The organism is Streptomyces sp. NPDC058221, from assembly GCF_042882365.1.
Taxonomy (GTDB): Bacteria; Actinomycetota; Actinomycetes; order Streptomycetales; family Streptomycetaceae; genus Streptomyces.
Window position 1 is genome coordinate 1 of record NZ_JBHVWF010000025.1, and the last position, 20,964, is coordinate 20,964.

General features: G+C 70.2%; 24 protein-coding genes, 1 pseudogene and 1 riboswitch. Of the genes and pseudogenes, 15 read left to right on the forward strand and 10 right to left on the reverse strand.

Going from position 1 to position 20,964, the window contains the following annotated elements; all coding sequences use genetic code 11:
- The 5 genes and pseudogenes from ACFVW8_RS11125 to ACFVW8_RS11145 form a co-directional block, all read right to left on the reverse strand.
- Positions 1-162 (reverse strand): annotated as a pseudogene (locus ACFVW8_RS11125) (urease accessory protein UreF); the annotation flags it as partial.
- Between the two features lie 13 nt (positions 163-175).
- The gene (locus tag ACFVW8_RS11130) at positions 176-1,897 is read right to left on the reverse strand and encodes an urease subunit alpha (RefSeq protein WP_389688430.1); all 1,722 of its coding nucleotides are present in this window, start codon (positions 1,895-1,897) and stop codon (positions 176-178) included.
- Positions 1,890-2,201, reverse strand: a complete 312-nt coding sequence (locus ACFVW8_RS11135; RefSeq protein ID WP_389688432.1) for an urease subunit beta — start codon at positions 2,199-2,201, stop codon at positions 1,890-1,892. Before ACFVW8_RS11135 ends, ACFVW8_RS11130 begins: the two co-directional genes overlap by 8 nt.
- A 13-nt stretch (positions 2,202-2,214) precedes the next feature.
- Positions 2,215-2,517 (reverse strand): urease subunit gamma, encoded by a 303-nt coding sequence (locus tag ACFVW8_RS11140; protein ID WP_389688434.1) that lies wholly within the window; start codon positions 2,515-2,517, stop codon positions 2,215-2,217.
- Positions 2,518-3,169: 652 nt separating this feature from the next.
- Positions 3,170-3,454, reverse strand: coding sequence for a type II toxin-antitoxin system Phd/YefM family antitoxin (locus ACFVW8_RS11145; protein ID WP_389688436.1), 285 nt, complete (start codon positions 3,452-3,454; stop codon positions 3,170-3,172).
- Between the two features lie 98 nt (positions 3,455-3,552).
- On the opposite strand from ACFVW8_RS11145, the gene ACFVW8_RS11150 reads away from it, so the two are divergent.
- The 3 genes from ACFVW8_RS11150 (at position 3,553) to ACFVW8_RS11160 (ending at position 5,480) form a co-directional block, all read left to right on the forward strand.
- Positions 3,553-4,185, forward strand: coding sequence for an ATP-dependent Clp protease proteolytic subunit (locus ACFVW8_RS11150; protein WP_389688438.1), 633 nt, complete (start codon positions 3,553-3,555; stop codon positions 4,183-4,185).
- A 7-nt stretch (positions 4,186-4,192) separates the two neighbouring features.
- The gene (locus tag ACFVW8_RS11155) at positions 4,193-4,501 is read left to right on the forward strand and encodes a hypothetical protein (RefSeq protein ID WP_389688440.1); all 309 of its coding nucleotides are present in this window, start codon (positions 4,193-4,195) and stop codon (positions 4,499-4,501) included.
- 305 nt (positions 4,502-4,806) lie between these two features.
- Positions 4,807-5,003, forward strand: a riboswitch (cyclic di-AMP (ydaO/yuaA leader).
- Between the two features lie 3 nt (positions 5,004-5,006).
- A complete protein-coding gene (locus ACFVW8_RS11160; protein ID WP_389688442.1) occupies positions 5,007-5,480 on the forward strand; it encodes a C40 family peptidase in 474 nt (157 codons plus the stop codon).
- 87 nt (positions 5,481-5,567) lie between these two features.
- Here the strand turns inward: ACFVW8_RS11160 and ACFVW8_RS11165 are convergent, their stop codons facing one another.
- Entirely contained in the window at positions 5,568-6,221 is a 654-nt protein-coding gene (locus ACFVW8_RS11165) for a LysE family translocator (protein ID WP_389688444.1), read from the reverse strand.
- Between the two features lie 72 nt (positions 6,222-6,293).
- Here ACFVW8_RS11165 and ACFVW8_RS11170 point away from each other — a divergent pair, with 72 nt between their 5' ends.
- Positions 6,294-7,208 (forward strand): LysR family transcriptional regulator, encoded by a 915-nt coding sequence (locus ACFVW8_RS11170; RefSeq protein WP_389688446.1) that lies wholly within the window; start codon positions 6,294-6,296, stop codon positions 7,206-7,208.
- Positions 7,209-7,233: 25 nt separating this feature from the next.
- Here the strand turns inward: ACFVW8_RS11170 and ACFVW8_RS11175 are convergent, their stop codons facing one another.
- Complete coding sequence (locus ACFVW8_RS11175; RefSeq protein WP_389688448.1) at positions 7,234-7,665, reverse strand: ATP-binding protein; 432 nt, start codon at positions 7,663-7,665, stop codon at positions 7,234-7,236.
- Between the two features lie 205 nt (positions 7,666-7,870).
- Here ACFVW8_RS11175 and ACFVW8_RS11180 point away from each other — a divergent pair, with 205 nt between their 5' ends.
- Both ACFVW8_RS11180 and ACFVW8_RS11185 read left to right on the forward strand, forming a co-directional pair.
- Positions 7,871-8,731 (forward strand): helix-turn-helix domain-containing protein, encoded by an 861-nt coding sequence (locus ACFVW8_RS11180; RefSeq protein WP_389688450.1) that lies wholly within the window; start codon positions 7,871-7,873, stop codon positions 8,729-8,731.
- A gap of 25 nt (positions 8,732-8,756) precedes the next feature.
- Positions 8,757-8,963 (forward strand): DUF397 domain-containing protein, encoded by a 207-nt coding sequence (locus ACFVW8_RS11185; protein ID WP_389688452.1) that lies wholly within the window; start codon positions 8,757-8,759, stop codon positions 8,961-8,963.
- A gap of 77 nt (positions 8,964-9,040) precedes the next feature.
- Here the strand turns inward: ACFVW8_RS11185 and ACFVW8_RS11190 are convergent, their stop codons facing one another.
- Positions 9,041-10,183: an 8-amino-7-oxononanoate synthase gene (locus ACFVW8_RS11190; protein ID WP_389688454.1), complete on the reverse strand. Its 1,143-nt coding sequence runs from the start codon at positions 10,181-10,183 to the stop codon at positions 9,041-9,043.
- Positions 10,184-10,325: 142 nt separating this feature from the next.
- Here ACFVW8_RS11190 and bioB point away from each other — a divergent pair, with 142 nt between their 5' ends.
- The 4 genes from bioB to ACFVW8_RS11210 all read left to right on the forward strand — a co-directional run bounded on the left by bioB (position 10,326) and on the right by ACFVW8_RS11210 (position 14,435).
- Entirely contained in the window at positions 10,326-11,522 is a 1,197-nt protein-coding gene (gene bioB / locus ACFVW8_RS11195) for a biotin synthase BioB (RefSeq protein WP_389688456.1), read from the forward strand.
- The gene (locus ACFVW8_RS11200) at positions 11,515-12,819 is read left to right on the forward strand and encodes an adenosylmethionine--8-amino-7-oxononanoate transaminase (protein WP_389688458.1); all 1,305 of its coding nucleotides are present in this window, start codon (positions 11,515-11,517) and stop codon (positions 12,817-12,819) included. The genes bioB and ACFVW8_RS11200 overlap by 8 nt, the downstream gene beginning before the upstream one ends.
- A 1-nt stretch (position 12,820) precedes the next feature.
- Positions 12,821-13,510: a dethiobiotin synthase gene (bioD, locus tag ACFVW8_RS11205; protein ID WP_389688460.1), complete on the forward strand. Its 690-nt coding sequence runs from the start codon at positions 12,821-12,823 to the stop codon at positions 13,508-13,510.
- Positions 13,511-13,736: 226 nt separating this feature from the next.
- Complete coding sequence (locus ACFVW8_RS11210; RefSeq protein WP_389688462.1) at positions 13,737-14,435, forward strand: class I SAM-dependent methyltransferase; 699 nt, start codon at positions 13,737-13,739, stop codon at positions 14,433-14,435.
- 76 nt (positions 14,436-14,511) lie between these two features.
- Here the strand turns inward: ACFVW8_RS11210 and ACFVW8_RS11215 are convergent, their stop codons facing one another.
- Together ACFVW8_RS11215 and ACFVW8_RS11220 are read right to left on the reverse strand one after the other, a co-directional pair.
- On the reverse strand, positions 14,512-14,883 hold the full coding sequence (locus ACFVW8_RS11215; protein ID WP_145767569.1) for a fic family toxin-antitoxin system, toxin component: 372 nt from the start codon (positions 14,881-14,883) through the stop codon (positions 14,512-14,514).
- Positions 14,880-15,107: an antitoxin gene (locus tag ACFVW8_RS11220; protein ID WP_329213408.1), complete on the reverse strand. Its 228-nt coding sequence runs from the start codon at positions 15,105-15,107 to the stop codon at positions 14,880-14,882. The genes ACFVW8_RS11215 and ACFVW8_RS11220 overlap by 4 nt, the downstream gene beginning before the upstream one ends.
- A 342-nt stretch (positions 15,108-15,449) precedes the next feature.
- Between ACFVW8_RS11220 and ACFVW8_RS11225 the strand changes: the two genes are divergently transcribed.
- The 5 genes from ACFVW8_RS11225 to ACFVW8_RS11245 all read left to right on the forward strand — a co-directional run bounded on the left by ACFVW8_RS11225 (position 15,450) and on the right by ACFVW8_RS11245 (position 20,866).
- Positions 15,450-16,742: a cytochrome P450 gene (locus ACFVW8_RS11225; protein ID WP_389688465.1), complete on the forward strand. Its 1,293-nt coding sequence runs from the start codon at positions 15,450-15,452 to the stop codon at positions 16,740-16,742.
- A 113-nt stretch (positions 16,743-16,855) separates the two neighbouring features.
- Entirely contained in the window at positions 16,856-17,281 is a 426-nt protein-coding gene (locus ACFVW8_RS11230) for a GNAT family N-acetyltransferase (RefSeq protein ID WP_389688466.1), read from the forward strand.
- A 263-nt stretch (positions 17,282-17,544) separates the two neighbouring features.
- Complete coding sequence (locus ACFVW8_RS11235) at positions 17,545-18,882, forward strand: hemolysin family protein (RefSeq protein ID WP_389688468.1); 1,338 nt, start codon at positions 17,545-17,547, stop codon at positions 18,880-18,882.
- The gene (locus tag ACFVW8_RS11240; RefSeq protein WP_389688470.1) at positions 18,879-19,898 is read left to right on the forward strand and encodes a hemolysin family protein; all 1,020 of its coding nucleotides are present in this window, start codon (positions 18,879-18,881) and stop codon (positions 19,896-19,898) included. The genes ACFVW8_RS11235 and ACFVW8_RS11240 overlap by 4 nt, the downstream gene beginning before the upstream one ends.
- Before the next feature lie 128 nt (positions 19,899-20,026).
- Entirely contained in the window at positions 20,027-20,866 is an 840-nt protein-coding gene (locus ACFVW8_RS11245; protein WP_389688472.1) for an SGNH/GDSL hydrolase family protein, read from the forward strand.
- Positions 20,867-20,964: the final 98 nt, after the last annotated feature.

The following is a 20,964-nucleotide window of genomic DNA, read 5'->3' on the forward strand; positions in this document are numbered from 1 at the left end:
TAAGAGACAGGTGGTGTGGAGGCGGCCCCGGCAGAAGTCGGCGAGGTCCTCGGCATTGCGGATGCGTCCTGCCTCGACGGCCGGTTCCGCGCCGCCGGAGTGCGCGTGGCCGCCGGCCGGGAACCGGCCGTCGGCCAGGACGAGCAGAGCTGCACGACTCATCGGTGGCCTGTTCTCAGAAGAGGAAGTAGCGCTGGGCCATGGGGAGTTCGGTGGCGGGCGCCGGTTCGACCGGTTCGCCGTCGATCGTCACGGCGAAGCTGTCGGGGTTGACGTCGACGCGCGGCAGCGCGTCGTTCTCCCGCATGTCGGCCTTGCCTACTCCCCTGGTGCTGGTGATGGAGACAAAGCGCTTCCCCAGCGCCAGCCGCTCCGGCAGCCCGTCCTCGATCGCGGCGGCTGCCACGAAGTTGAACGAGTTGGCGCCCGGGGCCCGGCCGACCGCTCCGAACATGGGCCGGGGCAGGACTGGCTGCGGGGTGGGGATGGAGGCGTTGGCGTCGCCCATCTGCGCGTACGCGATCTGGCCGCCCTTGATGACGGTCTGCGGTTTCACCCCGAAGAACGCCGGTTCCCACAGCACCAGGTCGGCGAGCTTGCCGGTCTCGACGGAACCGATCTCGCGGTCGAGTCCCTGGGCCACCGCGGGGTTGATGGTGTATTTGGCGACATAGCGACGAACCCGCCGGTTGTCGGCACTCCCGTCGCCGGGCAGCGCGCCGCGCCGCTTCTTCATCACGTGCGCGGTCTGCCAGGTGCGCAGGACGACCTCGCCGATGCGGCCCATGGCCTGGGAGTCGGACGAGATGATCGAGATGGCGCCGAGGTCGTGGAGGATGTCCTCGGCCGCGATGGTGGAGGGCCGGATCCGTGATTCGGCGAACGCCAGGTCCTCCGGTACCGCCGGGTTGAGGTGATGACAGACCATCAGCATGTCGAGATGTTCCTCGATGGTGTTGACGGTGTGCGGACGGGTGGGGTTGGTGGAGCTGGGAAGGACGTACGGCTCGGACACGACGCCGATGATGTCCGGGGCGTGCCCGCCGCCCGCACCCTCGGTGTGGTAGGCGTGGATGGAGCGCCCGGCGATGGCGGCCAGGGTGTCGGCGACGAAGCCGGCCTCGTTGAGCGTGTCGGTGTGGATGGCGAGCTGGGCCCCGGTCTCCTCGCAGACGGACAGGCAGGCGTCGATGACGGCGGGGGTCGCCCCCCAGTCCTCATGGATCTTGAACCCGAGTGCTCCTGCCCGCAGTTGGGAGCGCATGGCATCGCGCGACATCGTGTTGCCCTTGCCGAGCAGGCCGATGTTGACGGGGTAGGCGTCCAGCGCCGCGAACATCCGGGCGAGGTGCCAGGGGCCCGGGGTGATGGTGGTGGCCTTGGTGCCCTCGGCCGGTCCGGTGCCGCCGCCGACAAGCGTGGTGATGCCGGAGGAGAGTGCCTGGTCGATCAGGGTCGGCGAGATGAAGTGCACATGTGCGTCGATGGCGCCCGCGGTGATGAACTTGCCGTTGCCCGCGATGATCTCGGTCTCCGGCCCGATGACCAGCTCCGGGTGGACGCCGTCCATGGTGTCCGGGTTGCCGGCCTTGCCGATGCCGGTGATCCGGCCGTCGCGGATGCCGATGTCCGCCTTGACGATGCCCCAGTGGTCGATGATGACGGCGCCGGTGATCACCGTGTCGGGGGCGCCTTCGGCGCGGGTGGTGCGCGCCTGGCCCATCGATTCACGGATCACCTTGCCGCCGCCGAACACCGCCTCGTCGCCGGCGAGTCCGGGTCCGCCGCTGCGGTCCTCCTCGATCTCCACCAGCAGATCGGTGTCGGCGAGACGGATCCGGTCACCGGCGGTGGGGCCGAACAGGTCCGCGTACACGGCGCGATGGAGTTCAGCCATCGAGAGCACCTCCGGTCTCGCCACGCAGGCCCGGGACGATCCGCCGTCCGGCCAGGGGCACGAGTTCGATGTCGACGGGTATGCCGGGCTCGAAGCGGACGGCGGTTCCGGCGGCGATGTTCAGCCGCAGACCGCGGGCCGCGGTCCGATCGAACTCCAGCCCGGGATTGGCCTCGGCGAAGTGGTAGTGCGAGCCGACCTGGACCGGCCGGTCGGCCGCGTTGAGGACGGTGAGGAGGGTGACGGTCCGGCCCTCATTGAGCGGCACCGGCCCGTCCGCGTACAGGATCTCGCCCGGGATCATCGGCGGCGGCCCTTCAGACGATCGGGTCGTGGACGGTGACGAGCTTGGTGCCGTCCGGGAAGGTCGCCTCGACCTGTACGTCATGGACCATCTCGGCTATGCCGTCCATGACGTCTTCGCGGCTGAGCACCTTGCGCCCGGACGCCATCAGCTCGGCGACCGTACGGCCGTCGCGGGCCCCCTCCAGCAGATGCGAGGTGATGAGGGCAATGGCCTCGGGGTGGTTGAGCCGCAGTCCGCGGGCGCGGCGCTTCTCCGCCACATCAGCGGCTACGTGTATGAGCAGACGTTCCTGCTCGTGCGGGGTCAGTTGCACGTGTCCACCTCACAGTCGTCCGCCCAGTTCCGGCCCTGGGCGCAGCGCGACACTAGCCGCATTCAACAGACTGTTGAATATCGAACGGGTGCCGCACGGCGAGGTATTGCACGTTAGAGCCGAAGTCTTTCCGGCGCGTTAACTGGCCTTTTGCAAATCCATGGACATGACGCCGCGCAGCCCGTCCTCAAGAGTCCCGGGTCCCGGATCACCGAACACGGCCGGCCGGACGATGCGTCCCTGGCCGGTGGCGACCCGCGCGTCGGGCCCTCGGCGGATGCAGTCCCCCGCCACTTCAGCGGCAGGAACGGCCTGATCGCGGCCATCGCGTGCGAGGCGGTCCGTGGCGTCCGGGCCGGCGTTCGGGCGGGCCGCCCCGGCCCGGTGGCACCGCGCGATCCGCCGGTCGGAGTCGTCGGTTCCGGCCCGGCGGATCAGTCCGGCAACGACTCGAAGAGCGGGACGGCGCCTTCGAAATCCATCGCCTCGACTCCCGGGACGGCGACCGCGGCCCCCGGCACGGACGTGACGGCGGGGCCGACTGCCGATCCGCGCGGCAGCGCCCTCGGTGCGGGCAGCCCGCCCTGGCCATCGCGGGATCGAGAGCTGCCCTGCCCCGGCCGCCACGAACGGGGAGGGCCCCTCTTTCGCGTCAGGACCCCGGGCGCTGCTCCCCCCGGTACTCCGCCGCGATCCCGAAGCGGCGCCGTTCGCCGGGAGCGGAAGAGGAGGAGCCGATCGAGGAGACCGAACTGATCACCTGCTCCTGTTCCGCCACCTCCTCGTTCTCAAGTCTCTCCAGGTCAGCGGCTGAAACCAGGGCCACGAGCGGCTTGCCGTGCCGCGTCACGACCACTCGTTCACCGCCATAGACGACGCGGTTGATCAGCTCGGCGAGCTCAGCTCGGGCTTGCGTCACCGGAATCTCGTAGGCCATGCTCACCATCATAACCTTCTGTACGTCCTGTACATTTTTCACGGAAGCGCGCGGGCACCCTCATGTACCCCTGCACGCCCGGAGGAGAGGCCCTCGCCATGCACCGCCCCGCCGCCCGTCATGTACTCCCCGAGTTCACCGAGCGCACGTCCCAGGGCACCCGCACGCTCGATCCGTACTCCAAGCTGCTGGCCGAACGGGTCGTCTTCCTCGGCACCCCGGTCGACGACATCGCGGCCAATGACCTGGTCGCACAGTTCATGTACCTGGAGCACGACGCGCCCGACCGGCCCATCCAGCTCTACATCAACTCCCCCGGCGGCTCGTTCGGAGCCATGACGGCGGTGTACGACACCATGGCGTTCCTCACCTGCGAGGTGGAGACCTTCTGTCTCGGCCAGGCGGTCGCCGGCGCCGCCGTACTGCTGGCCGCAGGAGCCCCCGGAAGGCGGCACGCACTGCCCGGCGCGCGAATCGTGCTCCAGCAGCCCGAACTCCCCGAGCCCGTGCAGGGGCAGCCTTCCGATCTGGAGATCGAGGCCCGGGAACTGTCCCGGATGCGCGAGACGCTGACCAGCATCCTGGCTCGTCACACCGGCCGCTCCACCGAACAGATCACCGCCGACACCGAGCGCGATCTCTTCCTCGACGCGAAGGGCGCCAAGACCTACGGACTGGTCGACCACATCGTGCAGAACCGGGGGCCCGCCGTGCCGCCCACCGCGCGGTGAACCCCCGATGCAACCACCGGAGTTCCCACCGCTGCCCGCCCTGACCCGCGCGGAGGGCGAGTTCATCGACCGCTACCTGCAAGTCGTCGACCAGCTGGGCCGGATCAACCCCGCCCGTGCGGACGGCACCTACGGGGCCCTGCGCGCCGCACAGGCTCTCGCCTCGCACGCGGCGTCCCTGCGGGATGCGCTCGCGCTGATGCACGAGCGCGGCGAAACACGGATCCACTCCGCCACGTTGACGCGGGCGCTGCGGGTACTGGACGGTGAGCGGCGCGCCGGCCGGGTCACCGTGCCACCTGCCCCGATGAGTTGATCAACTCCCTTGCGCCGACACGCCCGACGCGCGAACCGAAATCTCTCGCTCGTTCGGCGTAGGTGTTACCTCGCACGAGCGACAGCTCAACTTGCGCTTTCGAGGTGGACGGTGAGTGAGATCTCCCGTTCCACCGCTGGTACGGCACCGGTCGGAGAGTGCCGCCCATGCATCAAAACATCCCTTATCCACCCGAACGGGTCATACGTGACGAGCCTCACATATCGTCGTTTCACCTCGGAAATCCGGCGTTCGGTGAGTCAAGATCCCTGGGACGACAAGCCCCCGCCACCGCGGCGGGGCGGTCCGGGCGGACGCCGAGTCCTGCCGCTGTCCGGATGCCTGGTCGACAGGAGTGGATCGGCAGGAGTGGAGGACCCGAGCGCAACGGGCCGACCGGATCTCCGGTCGTCCCTCGGGGTGAAGCCGCCGTGTGCGGCCGGGCAACTTCGCCAGCCCGAACCCGACAGGTCATCCTTCACAGGCGGCTGACGAAGGGTTGCGCATGACTGCGCAGGTTCATGTCCCGTCTCTGCTCGCCCGGGCCACGACGGCCTCGGTCATGACTCTCGCCGCCGTCGGCGGCACGCTGTTCGTCCCCGGCGCCATGACCGAAGCCCAGGCCGCGACTCATTCGATGAAGGCGCTCAACATCGCCGCGTCGAAGAAGGGATCGCCGTACCGGTGGGGCGCCAGCGGGCCCAGCCGTTTCGACTGTTCGGGTCTGACGCTCTATTCGTTCAAGAAGGCGGGCAAGAAGCTCCCGCGTACGGCCCAGCAGCAGTACAACAAGACCCGCCACATCTCGGCCTCCAAGCGGCAACGCGGCGATCTGGTCTTCTTCCACTCCGGCAGCGGCGTCTACCACGTGGGTATCTACGCGGGCAGTGGAAAAATCTGGCACTCGCCGAAGACCGGCGCCGTGGTCCGGCTGGAGAAGATCTGGACGAAGAGCGTCTACTACGGACGGGTCAGCTGACGCCGCCACCCCGTCATCGACCCAGCACCCGAGGCACCGTGGACCAGGCGTCGCGGGCCCGGCCCGACCGGCGGGACGCGGCAGAGATCAGTGCAGCAGGGTGCCGGTCACCAGTACCAGCCCCAGTGCGGTGAGTGCCGCGCCGCTGCCGCCCTCGATGGCCCGGGCGGTGCGCGGCCGGCGCAGCCATCGGCCCAGGCGGTCCACGAGGAGCGCCACGGCCGGGAACCAGATCAGCGCCAGCAGCACGACGATCGCGGCGAGCAGCAGCGTCCTGGGCAGCGGTGCGGCCCCGGCGGGGACGAACTGCGGGAGCAGGCTGAGGAAGAGCACCGGCGCCTTGGGGTTCAGTGCGTTGGTGAGGAAGCCCTGGCGCAGGGCCCGACGCGTCCCGTGCGTGGCGTCCGCGCCGTCGTCCTGTCCGGCCGCGGCTTCGGCGGCCTCCGCCCGCCCGGGGCGGCGCCGGGCCGCGCGCAGAGCGCTGATGCCCAGATAGAGCACGTACGCGCCACCGAGGAGCTGAACCGTACGGAACAGCACCGGGACCGCCACCAGCACGGCGGCCAGACCGGCGACGGCGAGCGCGGTGTGCACGAGCAGTCCCCCTGCGACGCCGAGCGCGGTCGCCACCCCCGCCGACCGCGAGGCGAGGGCGTTGCGTACGACGACGGCGAAATCCGCTCCGGGCAGCGCGACCATGGCGGCGGCGACCCCGAGAAAGGCAGTGAGCTGGGCGTCCATGGCTCCACCCTGGACCCGTTCGGCCTTTAGCATGTACTTGCAATCTTGTGGGTCTGCCAAAAGGAATGCTTAATGTATGACCCGACGCGGCTCGCCGCATTGGTGGCGGTGGCCGAGGCCGGTTCGATCACCCGGGCCGCCGCCCGCCTCGGCTACACCGCGCCCGCGCTCTCCCAGCAGCTGGCCAAACTGGAGCGGGAGGCCGGTGCCGCACTGCTGGTCCGGCACCATCGGGGCGCCCGGCTCACCGCGGCGGGCGAACTGCTCGCCGGCCGGGCCCGGCGGGTCCTCGACGAGATGGACCAGGCCAGGCACGAGCTGGCGCGCCTCGCCGGGCTCTCCGGCGGACGGCTGCGGGTCGGCACCTTCACCACTGCGGGCATCCATCTGCTGCCTCCGGTACTGAGCGCCTTCCGCCGCGCCCACCCGGATGTGGAGCTGGTCGTCACGGAGTACGAGCCCCCTGCCGGGGTGGCGGCAGTGGCGGCGGGCGAGGTCGATCTCGCGCTGACGCACGCATACGAGCCGGCCGCCGCGACACCGCTGCCCTCGGGTGTCAGTGCCGAGCCCCTGCTGGTCGAGGAGCTGGTGCTGATCACCGCCGTCGGGCAGGTCCTGGCCGACGGCAGCGGACGGCTTCCGGTGACGGACCTCGCGGGCCGCCCGCTGATCAGCAGCGCACCCACGCATCCGCCGCGGCGCGGGGTGGAGAGCGCGCTCGCCGAGGCCGGCGCGCTGCCCGCGGTGGTCTGCGAGTCGCCCGGCTATGCGCTGGTGTGCGCGCTGGTCAGCGCGGGCATCGGGATCGCGGTGGTTCCCGAGATGGTCGCCGCGATGTCGTCGACTCCGCTTGCCGTACGGAGGCTGGAGCCTGCCGCGTTCCGCAGGACGATCTCGGTGGTGCACCGCGGTGACCGGTCGAGCGCTGCCGCGGCCACGCTGCGGGCCCTGCTGCGCAGCGGCTTCGGGCGGGCAGCCACGGCGTAGCGGCCCGGCGCGGACGGGCCGGCGTTCAGCCCTGGACCGGAACATTCCAGGGGAGGGCGATCCAGACCGTCTTGCCGCCATCGGGAGTGGGTGTGACGGTCAGCCGGCCGCCGTACTCCTTGGCCAGTGAGCGGATGATCACCATGCCGCGCCCGTTGTCCTGCCGGACTGCGGCGGGCAGCCGCTGGGGCCATCTCGGGTGACTGTCCGTCACCCCTAGATGCAGCTGTTCCTCGCGCTCCAGCCGGAGGTCCACGGTGAAAGTGGGTGACTGGCCGAAGGTGTGCTGGACAGCGTTGGTGGCGAGCTCCGAGATGATGAGGCGCACCGTGTCGGCGGCATCGGACCCGTCGGGAAGTCCCCAGTCGGCCAGTACCCGGGCCACGAACCTCCGGGCCGCGGAGACCGAGACCGGCTCGCTCAGCAGAGTGACGCTCGCCTCTTGATGGTCCGCCATGGCCGGCCGCCCCTTTCCCACCCGGTACCGACCGGCGATCGGTCCGTGCTGTGCTTCGCGCCAGATTGCCACTGATGCTGCCCTCTGTGACGACGATCCACCAAGATATGCATATATCTGTCGCTCGATGCGGTGAACTCTTGGCTCGATGCCGTGCGGGGGCGGCACACTGTCCGCTCAGCAGGGAGTGGGAGGGAGGCACTACATGCAGCACGGCCCTGCGGTGCGACGCCGCAAGCTCGGGGAGGAGCTGCGGAGTCTGCGCCACACGACGGGACTCACCAGCCGGGAGGCCGCGCATCTGCTCGGCTGGCACCAGTCGAAGGTGAGCCGGATCGAGACCGGGGTCAGCGGTGTGCGGCCGGGAGACGTCACCCGACTGCTGGACGCGTACGGCGTCGACGACCCGCAGTTGCGGGATGTCCTGGCGGCCCTCGCCGGTTCGGCGGGCGGTGGCGGCGCGGGCTGGTGGCACGCCTACCGGGGTCTCATCCCGCCCCAGTACCGCGACTTCATCAGCCTGGAGTCGCAGGCACGTACCGCGCGCACGCTGGAGACCTCGGTGGTGCCCGGCCTGCTGCAGACCGCCGACTACGCACGTGCGGTGACCCGGGCCTCGCTCGACGGCCTCCCGGCCGGTCAGCTGGACTCGCTGGTGGAGGTACGGCTCGCCCGGCAGGGGGTGTTGCGGAGAGATCCCCCGCTGCGGCTGAGCGCGGTACTGGACGAGGCGGTGCTGAGGCGGGCGGTCGGCGGCCACCGGGTGATGAGGGAGCAGTTGCGCCATCTGATCCGGCTGGCCCAACTCCCGCATGTCGACCTTCAGTTGCTGCCGTTCTCGGTCGGCGGCTATGTCGGCCTCACCGGACCTTTCGTTATCTTCTCATTTCCGAACACTTCTGATCTGGATGTGGTCGTTCTCGACCATTTGACGAGTAGCCTCTACCTGGAGCGGAAAGAAGACCTCGAGGCGTACAGCTCGGCCTTCCGCACTCTGCAGGCACACGCGCTGTCGCCGGAGCACTCGTTGGACCTGATCGCCGCGATCGACCGCGGCGGTCGGTAACTACGGACTGCCCGAGGGGGGCGTCATGTCGGATTGCCTCGCACAGCACGCGTTACGGTGGCGGCGCAGCAGCCGCAGCACGGGAATGAACAACTGCGTGGAGGCCGCGTCCTACGGCACGGGACGGCTGGCCGTGCGCGACTCCAAGGATGTGTCCAGGCCGCCGCTGAGATTCTCGGCAACGGCCTGGACGTCCTTTGTCTCCGGTCTGGACCTCGGTCCGGTCCGCTGACGTCTTTGGGCCGGCCGGCCGCAGGTCGGCCCGGACCGGCGGTGGGCCGCACGGCACCGGATGACGGCCCTGCCGTCTCAGGCGTCCGGAGCGGTCCGCCGTACGATCGCCACCGCGGTCGCGATCTGCGCATCCGTCAGGTCGGCGCGTGCCGTCAGCCGCAGCCGGGAGATGCCGTCCGGCACCGAAGGCGGCCGGAAGCAGCCGACCGCCATACCGGCCGTACGGCAGCCGGCGGCCCAGCGAACGGCAGCGTCGGCCGACGGCGCGCGCACCGAGACCACAGCCGCGTCGGGGCGTACGGCGGCCAGGCCGGCCCCGGTCAGCTGTTCGTACAGGGCGGTGGCGACCGCACGGGCCCTGGCCGCGCGTTCCGGTTCGCGGCGCAGCAGGCGGAGGCTGCCGAGTGCGGCGCCGGCGGCGGCCGGGGCGAGCCCGGTGTCGAAGATGAACGTACGGGCGGTGTTGACCAGGTGGTCGATGACACGGGCGGGGCCCAGGACCGCCCCGCCCTGGCTGCCCAGGGACTTGGAGAGCGTGAGCGTGCCGACGAGACCGTCGCCGCCTGCGAGGCCGGCGGCTGCGAGCGCCCCTTGCCCGCCCTTCCCGAGCACCCCCAGACCGTGCGCGTCGTCGACGAGCAGCGCGGCGCCTTCCGTGCGGCAGACCTCGGCGAGCTCGGCCAGCGGCGCGGCGTCGCCGTCGACGGAGAAGACCGAGTCGGTGACGGCCAGCGCCCTTCCGTCGTGCGCCTGCAGGGTCTTGCGCACGGCCTCGGGGTCGGAGTGCGGCACGACGGCGGTCTCGGCCCGGGAGAGCCTGCAGCCGTCGACGATCGAGGCGTGGTTGCCCGCATCCGACACGATCAGGGAGCCCCGGCCGGTGAGTGCGGTGAGTGCGGCGAGGTTGGCCGCGTAGCCGGAGGACAGCACGAGCGCTGCCTCGAAGCCGCAGAAATCCGCCAGCTCCTGCTCGACCTCCGCGTGCAAAGCGGTGGAACCGGTGACCAGCCGGGACCCGGTGGCCCCGGCACCCCAGCGGTGCGCCGCGTCCGCCGCTGCCGCGGTCACCTCCGGGTGCCTGGTCAGGCCGAGGTAGTCGTTGCTCGCGAGATCCAGCAGTTCCGTCTCGGCGGACCGGGGCCGGAGCGTCCGGACGAGTCCGGCGTCCGCGCGGCGGCGCGCCTCGTCGTCGATCCAGTCGAACGGGGCGAAGGGCATGGGCAGTCCCTTTTGTAGGCAACTCACAGACCTTAACCGTGAGCGCCGCCGGACACGGTGTGGCCATGCACACACCCTGACGCCTCCGTGTTGTCCGGTTCATCCTTGGCTCGGAGGCGTGCCGTGCGTCAGGATCGAAGCCATGGATCTCCTGAACACGCTGGTGGACAAGGGACTGCGGCGCGAGCTGCCGACCCGCGAAGAAGCGCTCGCCGTACTGGCGACCCCGGACGACGATCTGCTCGACGTGGTGGCCGCGGCCGGAAAGGTGCGCCGCCAGTGGTTCGGCCGGCGCGTGAAGCTGAACTATCTGGTCAATCTGAAGTCCGGCCTCTGCCCCGAGGACTGCTCGTACTGCTCGCAGCGGCTCGGCTCCAAGGCCGAGATCCTCAAGTACACCTGGCTCAAGCCCGACGAGGCCTCGAAGGCGGCCGCCGCGGGGGTGGCGGGCGGCGCCAAGCGCGTCTGTCTGGTCGCCAGTGGCCGCGGTCCGACCGACCGCGACGTCGACCGGGTGTCGCAGACCATCGAGGCGATCAAGGAACAGAACCAGGGCGTCGAGGTCTGTGCCTGCCTCGGTCTGCTCTCCGACGGGCAGGCCGGCCGGCTGCGTTCGGCGGGCGCCGACGCGTACAACCACAACCTCAACACGTCCGAGGCGACGTACGGGGAGATCACGACCACCCACACCTATGCGGACCGGGTGGAGACGGTGCACCAGGCGCAGGCGGCCGGTCTCTCCGCCTGTTCGGGGCTGATCGCCGGCATGGGTGAGAGCGACTCCGATCTGGTCGATGTGGTCTTCGCGCTGCGCGAGCTGGACCCCGACTCGGTGCCCGTCAACTTCCTGATCCCCTTCGAGGGCACCCCGCTCGCCAAGGAGTGGAACCTGACTCCGCAGCGCTGCCTGCGGATCCTGGCGATGGTGCGGTTCGTCTGCCCCGACGTGGAGGTACGGCTCGCGGGCGGACGCGAGGTGCATCTGCGCTCGATGCAGCCGCTCGCCCTGCACCTGGTCAACTCGATCTTCCTGGGCGACTATCTGACGAGTGAGGGCCAGGCCGGGCAGACGGATCTCGACATGATCGCGGACGCCGGTTTCGAGGTCGAGGGGGCGGGGACGACCACGCTCCCCCGGCACCGCGCGGAGGCGGAGGCCGACGGCGGGTGCGGTTCGCATACGGGTGGCTGTGGCTCGCACGCCGGTGGTTGCGCGCCCTGCGGCGACGGGCAGGAGGCGGAGGCCGTGCCCGCGGTGGCGGCCGAAGCCGCCGCCCGGACGGATCTGGTGGCGGTCCGGCGTCGCGGCGCGGGTACGGATCTCGCACCCAATGCCTGAGCCCCTCTCCCCCGCCGGCCTGCGCGCTCTGGACCGGGCCCACGTCTGGCACCCGTACGGCCCGATGCCCGGCCGGCAGGAGCCGCTGGTCGTGGAGTCCGCGTCCGGAGTGCGACTCCGGCTCGCTGAACCGGCATACGGTCAGGACGAGTTGGTCGACGGCATGTCGTCCTGGTGGTCGGCCGTGCACGGCTACAACCATCCGGTGCTCAACGATGCGGCCCGCGGACAGCTGGACCGGATGAGCCATGTGATGTTCGGCGGACTCACCCATGAGCCTGCCGTGCGGCTGGCTGCCCGGCTGGTCGAGATCACCCCGGAGCCGCTGCAGCACGTCTTCCTGGCCGACTCCGGATCGGTCTCGGTCGAAGTGGCCGTGAAGATGTGCCTGCAGTACTGGCGCTCGGCGGGCCGGCCCGCCAAGCAGCGGCTGCTGACGTGGCGCGGCGGCTACCACGGCGACACCTGGCAGCCCATGTCGGTGTGCGACCCCGAGGGCGGCATGCACGAGCTGTGGTCGGGCGCATTGCCGCAGCAGGTCTTCGCGGACGAACCCCCGGCCGGCTTCGACGCGGAGCCGGACGCCGCGTACGCGACGCATCTGCGGGAACTGATCGCACACCACGCCGATGAGCTGGCCGCGGTGATCGTGGAGCCTGTCGTCCAGGGGGCCGGCGGGATGCGGTTCCACTCGCCCGGCTATCTCCGCGTGCTGCGCGAGGCGTGCGACGAGCACGGCGTGCTGCTGGTGTTCGACGAGATCGCCACGGGATTCGGCCGTACGGGGAAGCTGTTCGCCGCGGAACACGCCGGGGTCTCCCCCGATGTGATGTGCGTGGGCAAGGCCCTGACCGGCGGCTATCTGACGATGGCCGCGACGCTGTGCACGACCGCGGTGGCCGAGGGCATCTCACGCGGCGAAGTACCGGTGCTCGCCCACGGCCCGACCTTCATGGGCAATCCGCTCGCCTCCGCGGTCGCCTGCGCCTCCATCGACCTGTTGCTGGGCCAGGACTGGGAGCGGGAGGTCAAGCGGATCGGAGCCGGTCTGAGCGACGGACTGGCCGCGGCGTCCGGACTGCCCGGAGTCCGGGACGTGCGAGTGCTCGGCGCGATCGGCGTCGTACAGCTCGATCACGAGGTGGACATGGCGGCGGCGACGGGGGCGGCGGTGCGCGAGGGCGTGTGGCTGCGGCCATTCCGCGATCTCGTCTACACCATGCCGCCGTACGTGACGGGCGACGACGACGTGGCACGGATCTGCCGCGCGGTGTGCGCTGCGGCGCGGGAGGGCTGAGATGAACGTTCTGGTAGTGACGGGTACGGGCACGGAGATCGGCAAGACGATCGTGACCGCGGCCGTGGCGGCGGCCTGCGAAGGCCGTCGGGTGGCCGTGCTCAAGCCGGCCCAGACGGGGCTGGCGCCCGGTGAGCCGGGTGACGCCGCCGAGGTGGCGCGACTGGCCGGGAGTCATGTGACGGCGGTCGAACTGGCCCGCTTCCCCGAGCCCTTGGCACCTGCCACGGCCGCCAGGCGGGCGGGTCTTGCACCCGTGCGTCCGTACGAAATCGCCGAGGCGGCCGAGAAGCTGGCGGCCGAGCACGATCTCGTGCTGGTCGAGGGTGCGGGCGGGCTGCTCGTACGGTTCGACGACGACGGGGCCACCCTGGCGGATGCGGCCCGGCTGCTGTCCGCACCGGTCCTGGTGGTGACGCCCGCCGGTCTCGGCACGCTCAACTCCACGGCACTGACCTCGGAAGCGCTGCGTGGCCGCGGACTCGACTGCCTCGGCGTGGTGGTCGGCAGCATGCCCGCCGAACCGGATCTGGCGGAGCGCTGCAATCTGACAGATCTCCCGGTGGCGGCAGCGGCACCGCTGCTGGGCGTCGTCCCGGCCGGTGTGGGGGCCCTGAGCCCCGCCGCGTTCCAGGCCCGGGCCGGGAGCTGGCTGGCCCCGCAGCTGGGCGGGACCCGTCCGCCCGGCTGACCTGCCGCGCGCAGAGGGACGGCCACATCGGAACCGGGAGGGTGGGACGGGCGGAGCAGAACGGGCAGAATCGGGGTAGCCGGAACTGACCGGAAGGCCGGTTCGGGTCGGACGCCCGGTTCGGGTCGGAGGGGCCTGTTCGGGTCGGAGAGGCCGGGCGCGGGTGCGCTGCCCCGGTATCCGCTCGTCGTCCGTCGATGAGGTCTGCCGAGCGAGGAGGTCCATCATGCAGTTGCGCAGCGCGAAGAGCCCCGAGAACGCGGTGCACCATCCCGTCTTCGCCCGCTACTACGCCCGGATGAGCGTGGCAGCGGACACCACTGCGGGCGTCGCCGCCGTGCGGGCGGAACTCCTGTCCGGGCTCTCGGGGCGTGTCATCGAGATCGGCGCGGGCAACGGTCTCAATTTCGCCCACTACCCGTCGGCGGTCTCCGAAGTGACCGCGATCGAACCGGAACGCACACTGCGGCAGCTGGCGGTGCGGTCCGCGCTCGACGCCGGGATTCCGGTGGACGTCATGCCGGGTACGGCGGAGGCGCTGCCGGTGAAGGACCAGGCGTTCGACGCGGCCGTCGTCTCACTGGTGCTGTGCACCGTACGGGATGTGCGGCAGTCACTCGCGGAGATCCGGCGGGTGCTGCGACCCGGCGGTGAGCTGCGCTTCTTCGAGCACGTACGGGCCGAAGGCAGGGCCATGGCCGCTACCCAGCGCGTCCTGGACCGGACCTTCTGGCCGCTGCTCGCCGGTGGCTGTCACACGTCGCGCGACGCGCTTACGGCGATCGAGGCTGCGGGGTTCGTGGTGGAGACGCATCGGCGGGTCCGCATTCCCGAGTCCGGTGTCCGGCTCCCCACGTCCGACTGCGTGCTGGGCGTGGGGCGGCGACCGCCACCGGAATCCGGGCGGCCGCCCGGAGCTCACTGACCGCGCTGACCGCCATCCGGATGCCGCACCGGGTACGCGGCGTCCCTTCACCGGGCGTTCGGCACGCGGACTGCGTTCACAGGCTCCACTGGCGTAGTTCGTCGGCGATGGCTCGGACGTCCGCCTTGCCCTCCTTGACCAACAGCGCCAGATCGCGCACCTGCTCCGGCGAGGTGATGACCTTCAGCCCCGACGCGACGAGATAGCCGTAAGCCACCGCGGAGGCGAACATCGCGTTGGAACGCTCCAGCGCGGGCACGTGCAGCAGCAGCTGCAGCAGAGCCGCAGCCCGTGAATGCGGGTCGCTGTAGACCGGACTGCCGAAGATCTCCGCCTCATGGCGGGCGACGGCGGCCACGAGTGCGCCCCAGTCGGTGACCTGAGGGTCGCCGGGCGTCTTGTGCTCCGCGACCATGAGCAGCCAGGAAAGATGGATCCGGAGATTCAACGGCTGCCTTTGCGCTCCGTGCCGAACTCCTCGGCGAACACCGATTCGTACTGCTTCATGAAGTCGGCGGCAGCTTCGACGAAGGTGTGTCCGACTTCGCCCGCATCCTGCTTGACCAGCTCCTCTATGTAGCGGTTCACGCTCATCCCCCTCTGGAGCGCGCGCTGCCGCGCGGCCTCGGCGGTTGCCTCGTCCACTCGTACGTTCAGCTGAGTCTTGGGCACACCATCACGCTAGCGCGGGACCGCTAGCGTCGGCAAGGGGAACGGACCGCGGCCGACCGCGGCTCGAACGCGGATCCCCCGCCGCCGGACCGTGCCCGCGGGACGCCGCACTCCCGGCCACCCGGGACATCGCCGCAGGCCGCCGACCGTAGGCACGCGCGGCCTCGCACGCCTACGGTCGGAATATGACCCACGGATGACCGACGGATACCGCACCCGATCACCCTCTCGTTCGAACAGGTAGTCATAATTCCTGGTCAGGAAGGCGACATCAGCACAGTCGGCCAGTCGGCCGAGTCCTGGCCCCGAATGCGTCCAACCGTCCAGATTCCGCGACGACTCATGGAGTGCAGATTGAGTACGACGTTCCGTTCCCGCATCACCGCCAGGTTCGGTCGCAGTTATCTGGCCAGGATTCAGAAGCACGGGATCGGCTCCTCCACGATGAGGCTGCTGCCGGAGGATCTGCTGATGATGCTGCGCAGGGACGGTCTGGATCCGGTGCGGCAACTGGACCGGACCAGGGCGGACGCGCCGGTGTCCAAGGTCTCGCTGCCGTTCGGCATGGATGCCTGGGTGGTCACCGGTTACGAGGAGTCGAAGGCGGTGCTCGGCTCCGCCGACGGATTCAGCACGGACTTCGCACACCTGGCCGGGAACGCCGGGATCGCCCCCGAGCAGAGCCCCGGCGGGCTGGGGTTCAGCGATCCGCCCGTGCACACGCGGCTGCGGCGCATCCTCACCCCCGAGTTCACGATGCGCCGGCTCCGCCGGCTGGCTCCCCGGATCGACGCCATCGTCGAGGAACGCCTCGACGCGATGGAGGCGGTGCGAGGTCCGGTCGACCTGGTGCACGAGTTCGCGCTCCCCATCCCCTCCCTCACGATCTGCGAACTCCTCGGCGTGCCGTACGAGGACCGGAACGACTTCCAGCAGCTGGCCATGGACCGCTTCGATCTCTTCGGCGGAACGACGGCACCCTTCGGCGCCATGTCGGCATCACTGGACTACTTCAGGGAGGTCGTCAGGGCACAGCGGGCAAAGCCGGGCGACGGCCTCCTCGGCATGATCGTGCGTGAGCACGGCGACAGTGTCGACGACGAGGAACTCGCGGGCCTCGCAGACGGGGTGCTCACCGGCGGCTTCGAGACGACGGCCAGCACCATCGCGCTCGGCTCGCTCGTGCTGCTGCAGAACGATGACGTCCTCGCGCGGCTGCGTACCGACGACACCATGACCGTGCCGTTCGTCGAAGAGGTGCTCCGTTACCTCTCCGCCGTCCAGATCGCCTTCCCCCGGTTCGCGCGTCAGGACATCGAGATAGCCGGGGTGGTCATTCCGCGCGGGGACATGGTGCTCTGTTCCCTGAGCGGCGCCAACCGCGACCGGTCCTACGTCATGGACGACGGCCGATTCGACCCGCACCGGACGACCCCGACCGGGCATCTCGCCTTCGGCCACGGCATCCACCGCTGCATCGGAGCGGAACTGGCGCGCATGGAGCTGCGCTCGGCCTACCCGGCCCTGGCCCGCCGGTTTCCCGGCATGCGGCTCGCGGTACCGCCGCAGGATCTGGCCTTCCGCAAGCTGTCGATCGTCTACGGCATCGAGTCGCTGCTGGTGCACCTGCGCTGAGCCAGATGGCGCACCCGCGCGGCGCATCACCCTCCGCCCATCAGGACTCGCCACCGCGCACCGGGTCAGAAACTCGTTCGCTGCTCGGAAGATCGTTCTGCTTGGCTTGTCCGATGAGCGATCTTCACATCCGACATGCCGCCCCCACCGACATCGACGCCGTGCTGCGGTTCTGGCGCACGGCCGCAGAAGGCACGAGCATCAGCGACGACCACGACGGGGTGGGACGGCTCGTCTCGCGCGACCCCGAAGCCCTGATCCTCGCGGAGCGTGACGGTGCACTGGTCGGCACGGTCATCGCCGGCTTCGACGGCTGGCGATGCTCCGCGTACCGGCTCGCCGTCGCCCCGGACCTCCGCCGGCAAGGCATCGCCACGGCTCTGCTGGAGGCAGCGGAACAACGGTTCGCCGCACTCGGCGGACGGCGCGTCGATGCCATGGTCCTGGAGGCCAACGAGCGCGCGCACCACACCTGGGAGGCGGCCGGTTACCACCGCGAGGACCACTGGCGACGCTGGGTGAAGCCACTGCAGGGGTGAGAGCGCCGCAGGGGGAAGGCTTCACAGCGGGCGAGCTCGGCAGAGTGACCGGGGAACCCGGCCTGCGGCCCTTGCCCGGTGCCGCCGCGAGGTCCCGGCCCGGGACGACGAGCAACTTTGCCGATCCTTTAACATTGGTGTTTCCTTGCCGATCCCTACGAAAGGTGTGAGCGTCCATCCATGGGCGAGCCTCCCGGTAGCCGATATCGCCGACGCCGCGCGATCCCCCTGTCCCTGCCCGATCATGGGACGGAGGTGAACCGATGACCGAAGTGCTTCTGCTGCTCGTGGCGGTACTGCTCTCCCTTGCCTGCGGCGCCTTCGTCGCGGCGGAGTTCTCCCTGACCACGGTCGAACGCGGCCAGCTCGAACGGGCTGTGGAGGAGGGTGAGCGCGGCGCATCGAGCGCCATGAAGGCCGTACGCAGTCTCACCTTCCAGCTCTCCGGAGCCCAGCTGGGCATCACCGTCACCAATCTGGTGGTCGGCATGCTCTCCGAACCTTCCATCGCCAAACTGATCCGGGGCCCGATCGAGGCGGTCGGGCTGTCGCCCGGCGTCGCGTCGTCCGTGGCCCTCGTCATCGGTACGGCTCTGTCCACCGTGTTCCTGATGGTCGTCGGTGAGCTCGTCCCGAAGAACTGGGCGATCTCCTCGCCGCTCGCGGTGGCGAAGACCGTGGCCACCCCGCAACGGGCCTTCACTGCCGTCTTCCGGCCCTTCATCAGCCATCTCAACAACACGGCCAACCGGATCGTGCGCCGTTTCGGGCTCGAACCCGCAGAGGAGCTCGCGTCGGCCCGCAGCCCCCAGGAGCTGGTGGCACTGGCACGGCACTCGGCCAAGGCCGGCGCCCTGGAAGCGGACACCGCCGAGCTCTTCGTCCGCACGCTCAATCTGTCGGAACTCACCGCGGAGAACGTGATGACCCCGCGGGTCCAGGTCACCGCACTGGAGGTGCGGGCCACGGCGGAGGATGTCGCCAATGCCACGCGGGCGACCGGACTGTCCCGGTTCCCCGTCTACCGGGGCAGCCTCGACACCGTCGTCGGCGTCGCCCACATCAAGGACGTGCTGGCGATCCCCGCCGAACAGCGACCGCGTAAGCGGGTGGCGGACATGCTGCGCGAGCCACTGCTCGTACCGGAGACCCTGACCGTCGACCGCTTGCTGGACCGGCTCTCCGGCAAGCTCGCCATGGCCGTCGTCATCGACGAGTACGGCGGCACGGCGGGTGTCGTGACGCTTGAGGACATCGTCGAGGAGGTCGTCGGCGAGGTGCGGGACGAGCACGACCCGCACGAGACACCGGATCTCGCACCGGCCGGTGAGGACGCCGACGGACGCACGCTGTGGTCGGCCGACGGCGCGGCCCGGACCGACCAGCTGAAGAGGATCGGACTGAGAGTGCCGGACGGACCGTACGAGACGCTTGCCGGGCTGATCGCATCGGAGGTGGGCCGGATCCCCGTCGTGGGCGACTCGTTCGAGTTCGCCGGCTGGCGGCTCGACGTGGTGGACGCCTCCGGGCGCCGCGCCGCGCGGGCACTGCTGCACGCCCCGCTGCCCGGCTCCGACGAGCCGTCGGAGGACGTGCGATGACCGCCGTACAGCTCTTCATCGGTCTGCTGACACTGGTGGTGAACGCCTTCTTCGTCGGTGCAGAGTTCGCTCTCATCTCCGTACGGCGCAGCCAGATCGAACCGCAGGCGGAGGACGGGAACCGGCGTGCCCGAAGCGTCATCTGGGGGCTGGAACACGTCTCGGCACTGCTCGCCGCGGCTCAGCTGGGCATCACGCTCTGCACCCTGATCCTCGGTATCGTCGCGGAACCGGCCATCGCCCACCTTCTGGAGCCGGTCTTCGACACCGTGGGCATGCCGCACGGGCTGATCCACCCCATCTCGTTCGTGATCGCCCTGTCCGTGGCCACCTATCTGCACATGCTGCTGGGCGAGATGGTGCCGAAGAACATCGCACTCGCCGAGCCGGTGCGGACCGCCCTCTTGCTGGGTCCGCCGCTGGTGACGCTGGCCCGGGCGCTGCGTCCGGTGATCTTCACGATCAACGCCTTCGCCAACGCGCTGCTGAAGTTGCTGCGAGTGGAGACCAAGGACGAGGTCTCGGCGACCTTCTCGGACGACGAGCTGGCCCGTCTGGTGAAGGACGCCGGTGACGCCGGGCTTGTCGACGACCGGGCGGCGGAGCGACTGCATCACGCGCTGGAGCTGGGCCGCCGGCCCGTGCGCGATGTTGTGCTGCCGGTGGACCGGGTGATGTACACGAGGGTCGGTACGACCCCCGAGGAGCTGGAGCGGCTCTCGTCGGAGACCGGGTTCTCCCGCTTCCCCGTGATGGACAGCGAACAGCGGATTCTGGGCTACCTGCATGTGAAGGACGCCCTCGACGCCACTCCCCGCGATGTGCCGTTCCCGGTGACGGCGATGCGGCCGATCGCCCGGGTGCGGGCGTCCACGCCGCTCGACGACGTGCTGACCGCGCTCCGGCGCAGCCGTACGCACCTGGCGGCAGTCCTCGACGAGGACGACCGGCTGGCCGGAATGGTGACGATGGAAGACGTGCTCCGGGAACTCGTGGGACGACCACAGGCTCGTTGATCCCGGATTACCGGGAGGCAGGCGGGCGGGTCCGGGCTCCGGTCCGGGCCCCCCGCCCCCGGGCCCTCCCTGCTCCCGCCCTGGCCGTCCGGGCAAGGAGCCTGCTCCGCGATACGATTCGCATCGCCATGGAAATGAATGCCACCTACACCAGTCTCGTCGCGATCGGCGACTCGTTCACCGAGGGCATGTCGGACCGGCTGCCGGACGGTTCGTACCGGGGCTGGGCCGACGTCCTCGCCGCGCGGCTCGCAGCCCGGACGCCCGGCTTCCGCTACGCCAATCTCGCCGTTCGGGGGAAGCTCATCGGCCAGATCGTCGACGAGCAGGTGGACATCGCCGCAGCCCTGCGCCCCGATGTCGTGACGCTGGTCGGCGGACTCAACGACACCCTGCGGCCCAAGTGCGACATGGGCATGGTCCGGGGCCGGCTGGAAGAAGCCGTGGAGCGCCTCGCGCCGTCGTGCAAGAAGCTGGTACTGATGCGCAGCCCCGGGCGCAACGGACCCGTGATGGAACGGTTCCGCCCGCGGATGGAGGAGCTGTTCTCCCTGGTCGACGACCTGGCCTCCCGGCACGGTGCGGAGGTCGTCGATCTGTACGGGGCACGGGTGCTCGGTGACCAGCGGATGTGGGACGTCGACCGGCTCCACCTGACCGCCGAGGGACACCGCAGGGTGGCCGAGGCGGTCTGGCAGACCCTGGGCCTGCCGCCGGAGAACGACTGGCAGGCACTCCTGCCCGATGCCGTCCCGCCGCGCTGGGCGACCCGGCGCGTCGATGATGTGCGCTTCGCCCGTCAGCACCTGTTCCCGTGGATAGGGCGGCGTCTGACCGGCCGCTCATCCGGGGACGGACGCTGGGGCGCACAGTTCAACGCCGAGCTGGGCCGGGCCTTCTGGGTCACGTCGGACGATCCCACCCCGGGCCCGATCGCCACGTGGCGACGGGTGGACGTGGACGACTAGATCACTCGGTAACCGGACTGATCGGTACGCGAGTTGTTCCCCGGCGGGGCTGGTGCGGCTGATGCGGGTCGGGAACCATGAGCTTGCGCGGTACGGCG